The organism is Rhizobium sp. 21-4511-3d, assembly GCF_053522545.1.
Genome location: NZ_JBNWCF010000001.1, coordinates 1,008,231 through 1,023,112, shown reverse-complemented (window position 1 = coordinate 1,023,112; position 14,882 = coordinate 1,008,231). Strand labels below are relative to the sequence as shown.

The following is a 14,882-nucleotide window of genomic DNA, read 5'->3' as shown; positions in this document are numbered from 1 at the left end:
GTACAATCGGAGGATGGACCAATGCTCAATCGTGCACTTCTGCTTACCTCGCTTGCTTTTCTCGGCGCCACGGCCTTCATGGCAACACCGGCCTCGGCGCTGACAATGAAAGAATGCAGCGCCAAGTATAAGTCCGCGCAGGCGGACGGCTCGGCAAAAGGCGTGAAGTGGAACGACTTCCGCAAGGCTCAATGCGGCGCTGACGCAACCGCCGAGCCCGACGTTTCTCTCAACACCAATGAAGAGCCCGAAAAGCCGACAGTGGCTGCCCCCTCGGGCGTGAAATTCCCGACCGCAATCTCGACGAAATATGCCAGCGAAAAGCCCGGCAAGGCCCGCATGCATACCTGCGTCGATGCATACAACGAAGACAAGGCCAGCAATTCGCTTGGCGGCCTGAAGTGGATCCAGAAGGGCGGCGGCTATTACAGCCTCTGCAATGCCAAGCTCAAGGGTTGATGGCGGACTAGGAGCCGGTGCCTCGCCGAAGCTAGCGGCGGGGCATCCCCAAATCTCGCGATATGCGATAGCTTAGGCTTCGATCATATTAAGGCCATCCGCAAGTGCGATGGCGGTCGCACCCGGAACAAGACGGCAGCCGATGAACGGCCCGTCCAACGAGGGGTCAGGCCATGTGGGATATCATCACCATCGTCGCAATCTTCAGCGTATTGTTCCTTGGCCGCGAGGCCCAGACCGTTGTCGCCAAGGCACGGGCGTCCAACTGGAACGACTTTCCGCGGCGCTGAACCGCGATAATCGACGGCAAACAAAAAGCGCGCTCAACGGCGCGCTTTTTCATTTCCGGTTTCGTCCGGCCTTAGCGGCAGACGCGAACACTCTCCATATGCCAGCCGCCATCATAGGCGTTGGCCACCTGGCGGTCCTCGAACCAGCAACGCGGCGGCGGGGGCGGCGGCGGCTCGACATAACGCGGGCCGTTATTGACAATGGCTCCGCCGATCATGCCGCCGATGACGCCGGCCGCGAGGCCACCGGCAATGGCTGCGCCGGTATTGTCGTGATAGTGCCGCCTATGGCGCCAGTCGTCCGCGGCTGCGTTGTCCGTCACTGCAATCAGGCAGCTCGCACCAATCACCGCCGCCAAGATCGAACTCGTTATCTTCTTCATCGTCTCTCCAGTCGAGCTTCCGCGCTTCGCGCTGTGGCACTCAAACATCGAAACAATGGCATCATTGCGATTAATCCCGCATTAACGACGCCGTCCTACAGACATGACAAAGCCCCGGCGCGAACCGGGGCTTTGTCTCAGGCGCGGGCGATTACCAGCGTGAATAGCTGCAGACGCGCTTCTTGGCGAAGACCACACGGCCATGGCGATGGTAGCGCACCGTCCTCACACTGCAGTGGCGGCGCGCGTGATGGCGCGAGCGGTAGTGATGGCGGCGCCAATCGTTATGGTGACTGCGATTCCAGCGATCCCCATGATGGCTATCCCCGACCGTCACCGTGACACTGTCGGCCATGGAGGGCGTGGCACTCGCGGTGATAGAGGCGAGACCGATGAAACAGGCAACAAGAAGCTTCTTCACTATATTCTCCGCATATTGAGCCGGATACCGATCCGGGCATGGCATCATTCAGTCGATGCCAGCTAACGCGGGGGAAATGTGATTGTTCCGCAAAAGACGGAATGCGGCGAGCGCTAAGCCTTGGAAAAGGCGGGAGAATGCCGATTCGGGTTGGCAGAGAGAGGCAACGGGAACAGTCTTTGCCGGTTGCTCAAATCGGAAAATCACTGGGAGAAAGTGGTGAGAGCGTCGGGGTTCGAACCCGAGACCTACTGATTAAAAGTCAGTTGCTCTACCGGCTGAGCTACGCTCTCCCACGGTGCACTGGACAGCGATTTGCCGCCCCGGCTGGAAGTGCGCGGAACATATGCAGGCGACCCATTGCGGTCAACCGAAAAATCATGCCTTTCACAGGCGTTCGGCACATTTCTTGCCGGAGCGCAAAAAGGTGATTGGCAATCGCGTGGCCGCAGCGCTAGAGAACGGCCTGATTGCAGCCGGAGAAGATGCGTGTCGATTGCCGATATTTCCCTGTGGAGCGCCCTGATCGCCGGTGCTCTGTCCTTCCTCTCCCCCTGCGTTCTGCCGCTCGTTCCGCCCTATCTCTGCTATATGGCCGGGATCTCCGTCGATCAGTTCCGTGGCGGGACGGCTGTTGCCGTGGCTCCCGATGTGCGCCGCGGCGTGTTCTTCTCGGCGCTGTTCTTCACGCTCGGATTCGCGACCGTATTCGTGGCGCTGGGTGCCGGTGCCTCCAGCATCGGCATGGCTCTCCGCCAGCATCTCGACATCCTCTCGAAGATCGGCGGCCTGATCATCATCATCATGGGCCTCAACTTCCTCGGCGTGTTCCGAATCGGATTGCTGGCGCGCGAGGCCCGCTTTCAGAATGGCGGCAAGCCGGCGACGCTGACCGGCGCCTATGTCATGGGTCTTGCCTTCGCCTTCGGCTGGACGCCCTGCATCGGTCCCGTGCTCGGCGCGATCCTCGGCGTCGCCGCGTCGCGCGAGACGGTCGGTTCCGGCGCCGGGCTGCTTGCCATCTATTCGCTGGGTCTTGCCATTCCCTTCTGGATCGCAGCCGGTTTCTCGGGTGCCTTCATGCGGTTCCTGGTGCGCTTCCGCCGTCATCTCGGCACGGTCGAGAAGATTCTCGGCGGGCTTCTGGTGCTCACCGGCCTCGCCTTCATGTTCGGCTTTATCAGTCAAGCCGCGATCTGGTTCCAGCAGACCTTTCCAATCCTGATGCAGATCGGCTAAGCGGGAAGCATTCGCCCGCTCTGCAACTTGCCCCGGACGGTCCAGTGGCCGATATCATCAGCCTGCTCCTGCCCTTCTTCGGCCTGATCCTGATCGGCTATATCGCCGCGAAGGTGACGAAACAGCCGGCCGAGGCGCTCGGCTGGCTGAACACGTTCATCGTCTATGCCGCCCTGCCAGCGCTGTTCTTCAAGCTGGTATCGCGCACGCCGGTCGAGGACCTGGCGCGGATCGATTTCATCGTCACCGATCTGGCCGCCACCTATTCGATCTTCATCGCGATTTTCGTCATCGGCCGTTTCATCCGCAAGAGCCGGATGGACGAATCGACGATCCAGGCTTTTGCCGGCGCCTACGGCAACATCGGCTACATGGGTCCCGGGCTGGCGCTGATCGCCTTCGGCGACAGGGCTGCGGTTCCGGTCGCGCTGATCGTCTGCCTCGAGAACGCGTTGCATTTCATCGTGGCGCCGGCGATGATGGCGGCCGCGGGCGATGACAAGCGCTCACGGGGGCAGATTGCCGCCGATATCGTTCGCAAGGTCGCGCTGCATCCGTTCATCCTGTCGACGGCGGCCGGCTTTCTTGCGGCGGGGCTGGAGTTCGAGCAGCCATCGGCGCTCAGGCAGTTCATCGACTATCTTGCCCAGGCGGCCGCGCCCTGCGCGCTGTTTGCGATGGGCGTCACGCTAGCGCTGCGGCCGCTCAAGCGGGTGCCTGTTGAAATCAGCTACATCGTTCCGGCCAAGCTGATCGTCCATCCGCTCGTCGTCTATGCCGCGCTGACGCTGGTCGGTGGCTTCGAGCCGGTCTGGGTTTATGCCGCGGTGCTGCTCGCGGCACTACCGACCGCGACGAATGTCTTCGTCCTCGGGCAGCTCTATCACGTCTGGCAGGAGCGCGCGTCGGCAACGATCCTGATCACCACCGCGCTTTCGGTGGTGACCGTCTCCCTGTTCCTGATCGCGATCAAATCAGGCTTTCTTCCGGCTTAGCCTTTCCTTCAGGGCGTCCGGAATGCCGCGGAGACCGCGGCCGGGCTCGATGCCCTCGCGCATGACGATGTTGCGCAGCGGAGGGATGGCCGAGAGGATGTGCAGGCCGGCGGCGCGCAGCATCTGCACCGGCAGGAAATCCGAAAGCAGCGAGCGGTTCAGAAGATCGACGCTGGCGGTGCGCGTCATGATATCGGCGCGGCGCTTGCGGTCGAACTGCTCGCCTGCATCGGCTGCGACCGGCAGTTCGGCGCGGGTGCAGAGAATATCGGTCAGCGCCATGATGTCGCGCAGGCTGAGATTCAGCCCCTGAGCTCCGATCGGCGGGAAGACATGGGCAGCCTCGCCGATCAGCGCGATCCGGGCCTTACCGAAGCGATGCGCCATCATGCCGGACAGTGGCCAGACCTGGACGCCCTGCTCGACGGTGACTTTGCCGAGCATCGATTGCATGCGTTCCTCGACAAGACGGCTCAGATCCTCAAGGGAGAGCTCCGCATTCTGAGCGGCTTCCGCCGGGTTCTGGACCCAGACGAGGCTGGAGCGGCTTCCCGAGAGCGGGACCTGGGTGAAAGGGCCATGCTCAGTGTGGAATTCGGTGGAGATGTTCTGGTGCGGCACCGAATGGCTGAAATTCAGCACCATGGCCGATTGCGGGTAGGACCAGTTACGGACGTCTATGCCGGCAGTTTCGCGCAGCTTCGACTTGCGCCCGTCAGCGCCGACGGCGAAATCGGCCGTCAGCTGCTCGCCGCCGACAAGCGTCAGCGTCACGCTCTCGTCGCCGATTTCGATCGTCTCGGCGAAGGCGTCGAAGCGGGTGATGTTGCCCTCGCCCGCGATGGCCGTTTCCAGCACATCGGTCAGAGCCCTGTTCGGGAAATTGTAGCCGAAGGCATCGAGGCCGACTTCGGCGGCGCGGAAGGTCGTTGCCGGCGCCCGCAGCAGGCGATTCGTGCCGTCGATGATGCGCATGCTGGTGAGCGGCGCGGTCGACGGCTTCAGCTTGTCCCAGAGGGTCAGGCGATCAAGGAAGCGGATCGACTGATCCATCAGCGCCGTGGTGCGCCGGTCTTCCCTGGCTGCAGGCGGCGCGATCAGCGCCACGTCGCGGCCGCCGCGGGCAATCGCTACCGCGGCAACCATGCCGGCGAGACCGCCACCGATCACCGCCACTTCGAAATTCTTCATCGCATTGCTTCCGTCATCAGATGACGGCGAGCCGGCTCTATGCCGCCGGCTTCGCCTGACGACGCCAACTATAGCCCTTGCCGCTGTCCGCGTCACGCACAGCCGGCTGATAATGATGCTGAATTCCCGGCAGACGATTTTCCGAGAGACGCTTCAGCGCCGTCTCGTTGGTCACCGCGAAGCTGTCGATGCCGACGCGCAGCATCAACGGCACCTGGTCGATCAGCACGTCGCCGACGGCGCGCAGTTCGCTCTTGTAGTCGAGGCGATCGCGCAGCAGCGAGGCGTGGCTGAAGGCGCGGCCATCGTTGAATGCCGGGAAGGCAACGGCGATGATCGCCAGACGGTCGAGATAGGGCTCGAGCTTGCGGACATCGTCGGCCGGCTTAACCAGCACACCGAGACCGACATCGTTGCTCTCATCGGCCCTGGCGATCAGCTCGTCGAGGCCAAGCAACGGCTTCTGATTTTCGGTTGCCTTGACTTCCTCGGTCTCGATAACCCAGGGATCGTTCTCGACAAAACCGGTTTCTCTCCAGATCTTCGTCATCATCCCCTCCTTACGCAGCTTCGGCGGCAGAGCCGTAAAGCGCGTCCTTGAACGGCTGCGGCCCGACACGGCGATAGGCTTCGAGGAAGATTTCCGACTGATCCTTGCGGATCTTCAGATAGGTATCGACGATCGTCTCGATGGCGTCGGTCACCTTCTCGGGCTCGAAGCCTCGACCAATGATTTCGCCGATCGAGGTGTGCTCGTCGCCGGAGCCGCCGAGCGTGATCTGATAGAGCTCGGCACCTTTCTTCTCGACACCAAGCAGACCGATATGGCCGACATGGTGATGGCCGCAGGCGTTGATGCAGCCGGAGATCTTGATCTTCAGCTCGCCGATTTCGGCCTGGCGCTCGGGATTGCCGAAGCGGCGGGAGATTTCCTGGGCCACCGGGATCGAGCGCGCGTTGGCGAGAGCACAGTAGTCCAGGCCCGGACAGGCGATGATATCGGTGATCAGGCCGGCATTGGCTTCGGCGAGATCGATGGCGACGAGGCCGCGATAGACGGCTTCGAGATCGGCCAGCGCGACATGCGGCAGGATCAGGTTCTGTTCGTGGCTGACGCGGATTTCGTCGAAGGCATATTCTTCGGCGATATCGGCAATCGCATCCATCTGGCTGTCGGAGGCGTCACCCGGAATGCCGCCGATCGGCTTCAGCGAGATCGTCACCATGCCGTAGTCGGGGTTCTTGTGCGGCTGCACGTTCTGCTGGACCCAGCGGGCGAACGCCGGATCGGCCTTCTTCCAGCGGGCAAGGTTTTCCCAGCCTTCGGCGCGCTGCGGCAAAGCCGGCGGCGCGAAATAGGCGGTGATCGCATCGACGTCCTGTTCCGGCAGCTTCAGCTCGGTGTCCTTCAGCTGCGCGAACTCGACCTCGACCTGGCGGGCGAGCTCTTCGGCGCCGGTCTCATGGACGAGGATCTTGATGCGGGCCTTGTACTTGTTGTCGCGGCGGCCGTGCAGATTGTACACGCGCATGACGGCGGTCGTGTAGGACAAGAGGTCCTCTTCCGGCAGGAAGTCGCGGATCAGCTTGGCGACCATCGGCGTGCGGCCCTGGCCACCGCCGACGTAAACGGCAAAGCCGATCTCGCCCTTGTCGTTCTTCTTCAGATGCAGGCCGATATCATGGACCTGGATTGCGGCGCGGTCACGCTCGGCACCGGTGACGGCGATCTTGAACTTGCGCGGCAGGAAGGAGAATTCGGGGTGGACAGACGACCACTGACGCAGGATTTCCGCATAAGGCCGGGGATCAGCGACTTCATCGACGGCGGCGCCGGCGAAATGGTCTGCCGTGACGTTGCGGATGCAGTTGCCGGATGTCTGCAGCGCGTGCATTTCGACAGTTGCCAGTTCGGAGAGAACGGCCGGCATGTCCGAGAGCTTCGGCCAGTTGAACTGCAGGTTCTGGCGGGTGGTGAAGTGGCCATAGCCGCGGTCATAGGTGCGGGCGACATGGGCCAGCATGCGCATCTGCTTGGAGCTCAGCGTGCCATAGGGAATGGCAATGCGCAGCATGTAGGCATGCAGCTGCAGGTAAACGCCGTTCATCAGGCGCAGCGGCTTGAAGGCATCTTCGGAAAGCTCGCCGGCGAGACGGCGCTGGACCTGATCGCTGAACTGCGCAACGCGCTCGGCGACAAAGGCGTGGTCAAATTCGTCGTAACGGTACATCAGCTTCCTCAGACATCAATGAACTTGGGATCGGCAACCGCATATCCCGGAGCATATTCCATGGTCGGGCCTTGCGCGCGAATGCGCTCGCGCAGGCGCAGCGGCCACAATACGCCGTTGGTTTCCTGAACCTCGATGACATTGACGTCAACGACCTTGTTGTCGGCATAGGCTTTCTTGCCGATGTCCTCGAGCGCGGCGACCGCTTCCGCATGGCGGGCGACCAGCGCATCCTGCAACGAGGTGACCCACGCGCCATTGGCGTCGAGCCAGACGGCAATGCCGTCCGTCAACCGGTTGGCGGTCAGTACCTTGTCTACCATAATCAGCTCCTTGCAAGTTCCGGCACGCTCGCCTCCCGGCGAACCAGCGGCTCGGACAGTTCGAAATTGGCGCCTGCCACTGCATCGCCGATAATGACCATGACGGGTCCCGTCAATTCGTCACGATGCTGCAGGTCGGGAAGATCGCGCAGAATGCCATGCATGAGACGGCGCTCGGCGCGGCTGGCATTCTCGATGACGGCAACCGTCGTCTCGGCGGGAATGCCCGCAGCCATCAGACGCTCCGCGACGGAGGCGGCAACGGTGCGGCCCATATAGACGGCGATGGTGGCACCCGAGACGGCGAGGCTTGCCCAATCCGGCAGCACGTCGCCGGTCAGGTCGTGGCCCGTCGTGAAGACCAGCGACGAGGCGACGCCGCGCAGCGTCAGTGGCAGTTCGAAATCGGCAGCGGCGGCGAAGGCGGAGGTGATGCCAGGCACCACTTCATACGCGATACCGGCGGCGCGGAGAGCCGCCATCTCTTCCCCTGCCCGGCCATAGACCAGCGGATCGCCGGACTTCAGGCGCACGACGCGCTTGCCTTCGCGGCCAAGCTGGACGAGCAGATCGTTGATTTCTTCCTGAGACTTGGAATGGCAGCCCTTGCGCTTGCCGACAGAGATGCGCTCGGCGTCGCGGCGACCCATGTCGACGATCGCCTGCGGCACGAGCGCGTCGAAGACGAGCACATCGGCTTCCATCATGACACGCTGGGCACGCAGCGTCAGCAGGTCTTCGGCACCGGGACCGGCGCCGACAAGCCAGATACGGCCCTTCGCCTTGCCCGTTTCCTGCAGCAGCGCATGTGCGGCGCGTTCGGCTTCCGGCAGATTGCCATTGGCCACGGCATCGGCGACGGGACCGGAGAAGAAGCTGCGCCAGAAGACACGGCGGGAAACGCCGCGCGGAATGAGGTGCTCGACCGTCTTGCGGTAGCTGGTGGCCAAGGTCGCGAGGCGCCCAAGCGACGGCGAAAGCAGCTGGTCGATCTGCGCGCGGATCATCTGGGCCAGGACCGGACCGGCGCCTTCCGTGCCGATCGCGACAGCGACGGGCGCGCGATTGACAAGCGCCGGCGTGAAAAAATCGCAATAATCGGGCTGGTCGACGGCATTGGCCGGGATTTTTGCGGCGCGCGCTGCATCGACGATGGCGCGGTCGGCGGCCGCTTCTCCAGTAGCCGCGAAGACAAGGGCTGCGCCCTCGACTTGTTCGGCAGAGAATGCCGCCCGGACGGTCTCGATGCGATTGGCGATCAGGAAGGCGTGGTAGCTGGCTTCCGGATGATCGGTATAGGCAATGACGCGCGCTTGCGTATTCAGCAGCAGGCGCACCTTCGCATAGGCCTCGTCCCCGTTACCGAAGACGGCTGCGATCCGCCCTTCCACACGGAAGAAGGCGGGGAAAACCGATAGCTGTTCGCTCTTGGAAGGCATTATCATTCCACTTCGAAGTTGCGCCAATATGCCTTTAACCGGCAAGGCGTTGAAGAAACAGAAATTCGAAAGCCTACGCGGTCCGCGTAATCTTTTGCCTGCATGCCACTGATTTGAGAAAAGTCGCCCGAGCGACGCCGTTGTCGCTGCAGTGCAATGTAAAGCCTGTGATCAAAAACGTCCATCGGGCAATTCGGCATTTTTCTTCTTGCCCGGGCGGGATAGACTTGCTGCGACAAGGAGAAAGTCATGGCTTCAAAGACGATTGCTCCACGCCTGCTCGAGGTGATGGAGCGCGATATCCTGCCGATGACCGAGCGCGGCGTTTCTGCCGGCAACAAGGTGTTCGGCGCGGCAATCCTGCGCAAGTCCGATCTCTCGCTGGTGGTCGCAGAGACCAACAACGAGCTCGAAAATCCGCTCTGGCATGGCGAAGTGCACACGCTGAAACGCTTCTACGAACTCGGCGAGAAACCGGCGACCAAGGACCTGATCTTCCTGTCGACTCACGAACCCTGCACCATGTGCATGTCGGCAATCACCTGGGCGGGTTTCGATAACTTCTATTATTTCTTCAGCCACGAAGATTCCCGAGACAGCTTCGCCATTCCGCACGACCTGAAGATCCTCAACGAAGTCTTCGGCCTGGAGCCCGGCGGATACCGCCGCAGCAACGCCTTCTGGAACAGCTTCGCGATCGCCGATCTGGTCGAGACCGAGGCGGACGCGCTGAAGAGCGAGCTGAAAGCGCAGACTGCCCGCATCAAGTCCCGCTACGACGCTCTCTCCGGCGCCTATCAGGCCTCCAAGAGCGATAACGACATCCCCCTGAATTGAGCGATCATGGAAGCCTCCAAAGACATTTCGTGCCTCATCGAGATCATGGCAGCGCTGCGCAACCCGGAAACGGGATGCCCCTGGGACATCGTCCAGACCTTCGAGACCATCAAGCCCTATACGATCGAGGAAGCCTATGAGGTTTCCGATGCGATCGAGCGCAATGACATGGACGATCTCTGCGACGAGCTCGGCGATCTCTTGCTGCAGGTGGTCTTTCACGCGCGAATGGCGGAGGAAGCCGGCGAGTTCGCCTTCGGCGATGTCGTCGAGGCCATCACCCGCAAGATGATCCGCCGCCACCCGCATGTCTTCGCCCGCTCCGATGCCGATACGCCCGATCGCGTGAAGAAGCAGTGGGACGAGATCAAGCAGGCGGAGAAGCGCGAGCGGGCCGAGCGGCGCGTCAGGCGCGGGGTGACCGAGGATTCTAAGGCAGGGTTTCTCGGCTCCGTGCAGCGCAGCTTCCCGGCGCTGACGGAGGCGCTTAAGTTGCAGGAACGTGCCGCGAAGGTCGGCTTCGACTGGTCGGCACCCGAGCCGATCCTCGACAAAATCGAGGAAGAGATCGGCGAACTGCGCGAGGCTTTGGTGCATGGCGACCGGGCCAAGGTCAGCGACGAGCTCGGCGATCTCATCTTCGCCGTCGTCAATATCGGCCGCCATGTCGATGCCGATCCGGAGCAATCCCTGCGCGGAACGAACACGAAATTCAGGCGCCGTTTCAATCATATAGAAACCGTTCTTGAGAAAGAAGGCGAAACGTTGGAGGCCGCAAGCCTGGAGCGGATGGAAGAGATCTGGCAGGCGGCGAAAGCCATCGAACGGCAACTCGGCTGACCCGCCATGAAGCTCTCCGGCCTTGAGATCGCGATTGCAGGTGCCGGTATCGGTGGATTGTCACTGGCCGCGCTCCTGGCGCGCCACGGCGCAAACGTCACCATCTACGATCAGATGGCAGCGCCGCAGCCGGTCGGATCCGGCTTCGTGTTGCAGCCGACGGGATCCGCGGTTCTCGCGGCGATGGGGCTGCTCGACCAGGTGGAACAACGCGGCGCGCGGATCCGGCGGATGCATGGCAAGCTCTCGGCGACGGGCCGCACCGTGCTCGATGTCGGTTACCGCAATGGGGCGTCCGGCATCGCCATCCAGCGGGTGGCACTTTTCGATCTGCTGCTCGATGCCGCTGTCGCAGCCGGCGTCAGTTTCGAAACGGCTTCGCGGGTGACGGCGTTCGAACCGGGCGCGAGGCCGCGGTTGAAGCTCGGCAATGGCAAGGCGTCCGCCGCTTCCGATCTCGTCATCGATGCGATGGGGGCCAGCTCGCCGATCGGCTACAAGTCCTCGACCGAGCTCGATTACGGCGCGCTCTGGGCCACCGTTCCCTGGGATGCATCGGGCGTCTTCCGTTCCGACGAACTGGAACAGCGCTATCACCGGGCGAGCCAGATGGCGGGCGTCCTGCCTGTCGGTACGGCCAAGGATGGGGCGGCGCCGATGGCGACCTTCTTCTGGAGCATCCGCAACAAGGATGTGGCAGCCTGGCGCGATGCCGGACGTGAGGCGTGGATCGATGCCGTGCATCGCTTCTGGCCGGAGGCTGCCCATTTCGCCGCATCGGCCGAGCCCGTTCATGCACGCTACCGGCATCATACGCGGGTGCCGCTCGCAGGACAGAATGTCGTGAAGATCGGCGACGCCTGGCATGCGACGAGCCCACAGCTCGGCCAGGGGGCCAATATGGCACTGCTGGACGCTGCCTCGCTCTGTACGGCGATGATCCGCAAGGCAACGGTCGTCGATGCCATTTCACGGCATCTGCGCCAGCGTCAGATGCATATCCGCTTCTACCAGCTGCTGAGCCGCGTGCTGACGCCGTTCTATCAGTCGGATAGCAAGGTCCTGCCGATGAGCCGGGATCTGATGATCGGCCCGGCGACGAAACTACCGTTCCTGCGCAGCCTGATCACGACGCTGGTGACCGGTGAGCTTCTCGATCCTGTCGGGCGGATTGGTCTGGAGTGGCTTGCTTCCGATAGCGAACCGGCCGGAAGCGATCAGACGGCGCTGGTATAGCCGAGCGCCGAGAACTGCTGCTGGAACCACCAGTAGCCCGCCAACGTCAGCAATGCGACGATCGCGAAGAGCACCCAGCCGGTGACCGTCAGCTTCTTTTCGGCGGCATTGCGATAGTTCAGGCCTGCGCCGGCGAACAGAAAGCCCAGGCCGAAGACCAGGCAGGCGGGCACGGCGAGGAAGGCTCTCAGCTGATAGTGGACCTCGGGAACACCGGCCTGCGCTTCCTTCAGCGGCTGCAGCAGGAAAAACCAGGCAAGCGCGCATCCGATAGCGATCAGCAAAAGACCGCCTGCCCGAGCCTTGATACCAGCCATGCCGTGCCCTCCAATGATCTGATACAGTGCGAGATTGCGAGCGCTCAGCGCTCCCAATCTTCCTTCGCCGCCTTCTGCGTGCCGAGCCGTCCTTCGAGTGCCGACGCTTCAGCCTCGGCCATGCGCACGTCTAGCGTCACGGAGCCGTCCTCGTTGTCCTCGCGGGCATCGACGATGGCGTGCTCATAGATCCACGACAGCAGCGCCAGTTTCGAAACCGGCACGGTAATCGAGGTCTCCGTCATGACGCCGGAAAGGCGGCGGCTGATTTCGTCCATCAGCCGGTCGACGCCCTCGCCGCTGACGGCCGATACCGCGACGACATTCTCGGCGCCGGATGCCTTCTGGACGATGGCGTCGTGCGTTTCCGGCTCCAGCCGGTCGATCTTGTTCCAAACCTCGATGATGCGCTTCTGGCCCTCAGCTTCATCGATGCCGAGATCGTTCAGGATGCGCAGCACGTCGGCACTCTGGGCCGGATTATCGTCATCCGCCATGTCGCGGACATGCAGGATGAGATCGGCTTCCAGCACCTCTTCCAGCGTCGCGCGGAAAGCGGCCACCAGATGGGTCGGCAGGTCGGAGATGAAACCGACGGTATCGGAAAGGATGACGGTGCGGCCATGCGGCAGTTTCATGCGGCGCAGCGTCGGATCGAGCGTCGCGAACAGCATGTCTTCGGCGAGAACGCCGGCACCGGTGATGCGGTTGAACAGCGTCGATTTGCCGGCGTTGGTATAGCCGACCAGGGCGACGATCGGATGCGGCACCTTCTTGCGCTTGGCGCGGTGCAGCTGGCGGGTCCGCACGACCTGCTCAAGCTCGCGCTCCAGCTTGATGATGCGATCCTGCAGCATGCGCCGGTCGGCTTCGATCTGGGTTTCACCCGGACCACCCATGAAGCCACCACCGCCGCGCTGGCGCTCAAGGTGGGTCCAGCTGCGGACCAGGCGGCCCTTCTGGTAATTCAGGTGCGCGAGATCGACCTGCAGCGTGCCCTCCTTGGTGGAGGCGCGGCGGCCGAAGATTTCGAGGATAAGGCCCGTGCGGTCGATGACCTTGACGTTCCATGCCTTCTCGAGATTGCGCTGCTGAACCGGGGTCAGCGGGTGATCGACGATGACAAGCCCCGAATCATGCTCGTCGAGCTTGGCCTTGATCTCTTCGATCTTGCCGGTGCCGAGCAGCGTTGCAGGCCGGGGATCATTGATCGGGACGACGGCGCCATAGACGACATCGAGGTCGATCGCTTCGGCGAGACCGCTTGCTTCTTCAAGCCGGCTTCCCGGCGAACGTGTCGTGGAGATTGCACCATCGGATGCGGCGCCACGTCCCCGGCCCTGCTTGAGCACGGGCACGACGACGGTCGCGCGCATATCGTCCCGGAGCTTTTCGGCTTCCGGGATGATGGAATCGTTCTTCGTATCGCGTGTCGAAATGACTTCTGATCCTATCAGGAAGCGGCTTCTTCGCTCTCGAACATCTGCATGGGCTGGCCCGGCATGATCGTCGAGATCGCGTGCTTATACACGAGTTGCGAATGACCGTCACGGCGAAGAAGAACGCAGAAATTGTCGAAGGAAGTGACAACGCCCGTGAGCTTAACGCCGTTAATCAGAAAAATTGTAAGGGAAATCTTTTGCTTGCGAACAGTATTGAGAAATAAGTCCTGCAGATTCTGAGAACGTTCCGCCATCGCGCCGCTTCTTTCTTTATTGCCGGCGTGTTTCAGCCGGTAGAATACTAATCAACCTCTCCAGGCCGTCGGCAGGTAACCCTCACCCCTGCGTCCAGCAAATCTTGGTATCAAATCGCAATCTTTTCCGCAACGTCGAAAAAGGCTTCCCGAATATTCTGCGACACGCTTCCGGGATGGCCATTGGCGATCGTCTGTCCATCGATGGAAACCACGGGAAAACAAATGCTTGTCGCCGCCGTGATGAAAACCTCGCGTGCAGCCAGCATTTCGGCAACGGTGAACTTACGTTCCGCGACCTTGAGGCCCAGTTTGGCGCCGACATCCAGCAAGGTGGTGCGGGTAATCCCTTTGAGGATGCCATGCTCTGCCGGACGGGTGATGAGCGTACCGTCGGCATCGACGAACCAGACGTTGGTTGCGGCGCCCTCGGTAACGAAGCCGTCACGGTCGACATAGATCGCTTCCTGGGCGCCGGCCTCCTTCGCCTGCTGGCGGGCCATGACGTTCGGCAGCAGACCGACGGTCTTGATATCGACGCGGTCCCAGCGGTTGTCGGACACGGTCACCGCCTTGATGCCATTGGCATTCTTCTTGGCGATGACCGACGGGTCCGTGCTCTTGGCGGTGATGACGATCGACGGCTTGGTGCCTTCGGCCGGGAACACATGGTCACGGCGCGCGACGCCGCGGGTGACCTGCATGTAGAACAGGCCGTTCTTCACCTTGTTGCGGCGAACGGTCTCGCGAATCACATGCACCATGGCTGCCCGGCCCATCGGCGCAGCGATGCGCAGCTCGCTCAGCGAGCGGTGCAGGCGGTCCAGATGGCGGGTGATATCGACGATATAGCCGTGGCGGATCTCGCAGACCTCATAGACGCCATCGGCGAACTGATAGCCGCGGTCCTCGATATGAACGGCTGCTTCAGAGTGCGTGACGTACTGGCCGTTGACGTAGGAAATTCTGGGCATGGGAAACCTGA

The 14,882-nt window shown here is 62.2% G+C and carries 17 protein-coding genes and 1 tRNA gene; 6 read left to right on the top strand and 12 right to left on the bottom strand.

Annotation, left to right across the window (positions count from 1 at the left end):
- The first annotated feature begins 21 nt into the window (after positions 1–21).
- Positions 22–459: a hypothetical protein gene (locus ACQZ5H_RS05575; RefSeq protein WP_449096963.1), complete on the top strand. Its 438-nt coding sequence runs from the start codon at positions 22–24 to the stop codon at positions 457–459.
- A 361-nt stretch (positions 460–820) separates the two neighbouring features.
- Here ACQZ5H_RS05575 and ACQZ5H_RS05570 read toward each other — a convergent pair whose 3' ends face one another.
- The 3 genes from ACQZ5H_RS05570 to ACQZ5H_RS05560 form a co-directional block, all read right to left on the bottom strand.
- On the bottom strand, positions 821–1,132 hold the full coding sequence (locus ACQZ5H_RS05570) for a hypothetical protein (RefSeq protein WP_449096962.1): 312 nt from the start codon (positions 1,130–1,132) through the stop codon (positions 821–823).
- 151 nt (positions 1,133–1,283) lie between these two features.
- Positions 1,284–1,553, bottom strand: a complete 270-nt coding sequence (locus tag ACQZ5H_RS05565; protein WP_449096961.1) for a hypothetical protein — start codon at positions 1,551–1,553, stop codon at positions 1,284–1,286.
- A gap of 217 nt (positions 1,554–1,770) precedes the next feature.
- Positions 1,771–1,846 (bottom strand) — tRNA-Lys (locus tag ACQZ5H_RS05560).
- Positions 1,847–2,042: 196 nt separating this feature from the next.
- Here ACQZ5H_RS05560 and ACQZ5H_RS05555 point away from each other — a divergent pair.
- Positions 2,043–2,792, top strand: a complete 750-nt coding sequence (locus ACQZ5H_RS05555; RefSeq protein WP_449096960.1) for a cytochrome c biogenesis CcdA family protein — start codon at positions 2,043–2,045, stop codon at positions 2,790–2,792.
- A 44-nt stretch (positions 2,793–2,836) separates the two neighbouring features.
- Positions 2,837–3,787 (top strand): AEC family transporter, encoded by a 951-nt coding sequence (locus ACQZ5H_RS05550; RefSeq protein WP_449096959.1) that lies wholly within the window; start codon positions 2,837–2,839, stop codon positions 3,785–3,787.
- On the opposite strand, the gene ACQZ5H_RS05545 is transcribed toward ACQZ5H_RS05550, so the two are convergent.
- From ACQZ5H_RS05545 to cysG, 5 genes are read right to left on the bottom strand one after another with little or no spacing between them, the layout of a single operon-like run.
- A complete protein-coding gene (locus ACQZ5H_RS05545; protein ID WP_449096958.1) occupies positions 3,767–4,978 on the bottom strand; it encodes a UbiH/UbiF family hydroxylase in 1,212 nt (403 codons plus the stop codon). The genes ACQZ5H_RS05550 and ACQZ5H_RS05545 overlap by 21 nt on opposite strands.
- 37 nt (positions 4,979–5,015) lie before the next feature.
- Positions 5,016–5,528 carry a DUF934 domain-containing protein gene (locus ACQZ5H_RS05540; protein ID WP_449096957.1) on the bottom strand — a complete coding sequence of 171 codons (513 nt, stop codon included), beginning with the start codon at positions 5,526–5,528 and terminating at the stop codon, positions 5,016–5,018.
- Between the two features lie 10 nt (positions 5,529–5,538).
- Complete coding sequence (locus tag ACQZ5H_RS05535) at positions 5,539–7,209, bottom strand: nitrite/sulfite reductase (protein WP_449096956.1); 1,671 nt, start codon at positions 7,207–7,209, stop codon at positions 5,539–5,541.
- Between the two features lie 8 nt (positions 7,210–7,217).
- Positions 7,218–7,532 (bottom strand): DUF2849 domain-containing protein, encoded by a 315-nt coding sequence (locus ACQZ5H_RS05530; protein WP_449096955.1) that lies wholly within the window; start codon positions 7,530–7,532, stop codon positions 7,218–7,220.
- Positions 7,533–7,534: 2 nt separating this feature from the next.
- On the bottom strand, positions 7,535–8,971 hold the full coding sequence (gene cysG / locus ACQZ5H_RS05525; protein ID WP_449096954.1) for a siroheme synthase CysG: 1,437 nt from the start codon (positions 8,969–8,971) through the stop codon (positions 7,535–7,537).
- A gap of 249 nt (positions 8,972–9,220) precedes the next feature.
- On the opposite strand from cysG, the gene ACQZ5H_RS05520 reads away from it, so the two are divergent.
- From ACQZ5H_RS05520 to ACQZ5H_RS05510, 3 genes are read left to right on the top strand one after another with little or no spacing between them, the layout of a single operon-like run.
- On the top strand, positions 9,221–9,808 hold the full coding sequence (locus ACQZ5H_RS05520; RefSeq protein WP_449096953.1) for a nucleoside deaminase: 588 nt from the start codon (positions 9,221–9,223) through the stop codon (positions 9,806–9,808).
- Positions 9,809–9,814: 6 nt separating this feature from the next.
- A complete protein-coding gene (gene mazG, locus ACQZ5H_RS05515) occupies positions 9,815–10,648 on the top strand; it encodes a nucleoside triphosphate pyrophosphohydrolase (RefSeq protein ID WP_449096952.1) in 834 nt (277 codons plus the stop codon).
- A 6-nt stretch (positions 10,649–10,654) separates the two neighbouring features.
- Positions 10,655–11,884 carry an FAD-dependent oxidoreductase gene (locus tag ACQZ5H_RS05510; RefSeq protein ID WP_449096951.1) on the top strand — a complete coding sequence of 410 codons (1,230 nt, stop codon included), beginning with the start codon at positions 10,655–10,657 and terminating at the stop codon, positions 11,882–11,884.
- On the opposite strand, the gene ACQZ5H_RS05505 is transcribed toward ACQZ5H_RS05510, so the two are convergent.
- From ACQZ5H_RS05505 to ACQZ5H_RS05490, 4 genes are all read right to left on the bottom strand, one after another.
- On the bottom strand, positions 11,866–12,201 hold the full coding sequence (locus ACQZ5H_RS05505) for a hypothetical protein (protein ID WP_130278369.1): 336 nt from the start codon (positions 12,199–12,201) through the stop codon (positions 11,866–11,868). The genes ACQZ5H_RS05510 and ACQZ5H_RS05505 overlap by 19 nt on opposite strands.
- Before the next feature lie 44 nt (positions 12,202–12,245).
- The gene (gene hflX, locus ACQZ5H_RS05500) at positions 12,246–13,577 is read right to left on the bottom strand and encodes a GTPase HflX (RefSeq protein WP_449096950.1); all 1,332 of its coding nucleotides are present in this window, start codon (positions 13,575–13,577) and stop codon (positions 12,246–12,248) included.
- A 77-nt stretch (positions 13,578–13,654) separates the two neighbouring features.
- Positions 13,655–13,897: an RNA chaperone Hfq gene (gene hfq / locus ACQZ5H_RS05495; RefSeq protein WP_003539403.1), complete on the bottom strand. Its 243-nt coding sequence runs from the start codon at positions 13,895–13,897 to the stop codon at positions 13,655–13,657.
- 110 nt (positions 13,898–14,007) lie between these two features.
- Entirely contained in the window at positions 14,008–14,871 is an 864-nt protein-coding gene (locus ACQZ5H_RS05490; RefSeq protein ID WP_449096949.1) for a D-amino-acid transaminase, read from the bottom strand.
- Positions 14,872–14,882 lie beyond the last annotated feature (11 nt).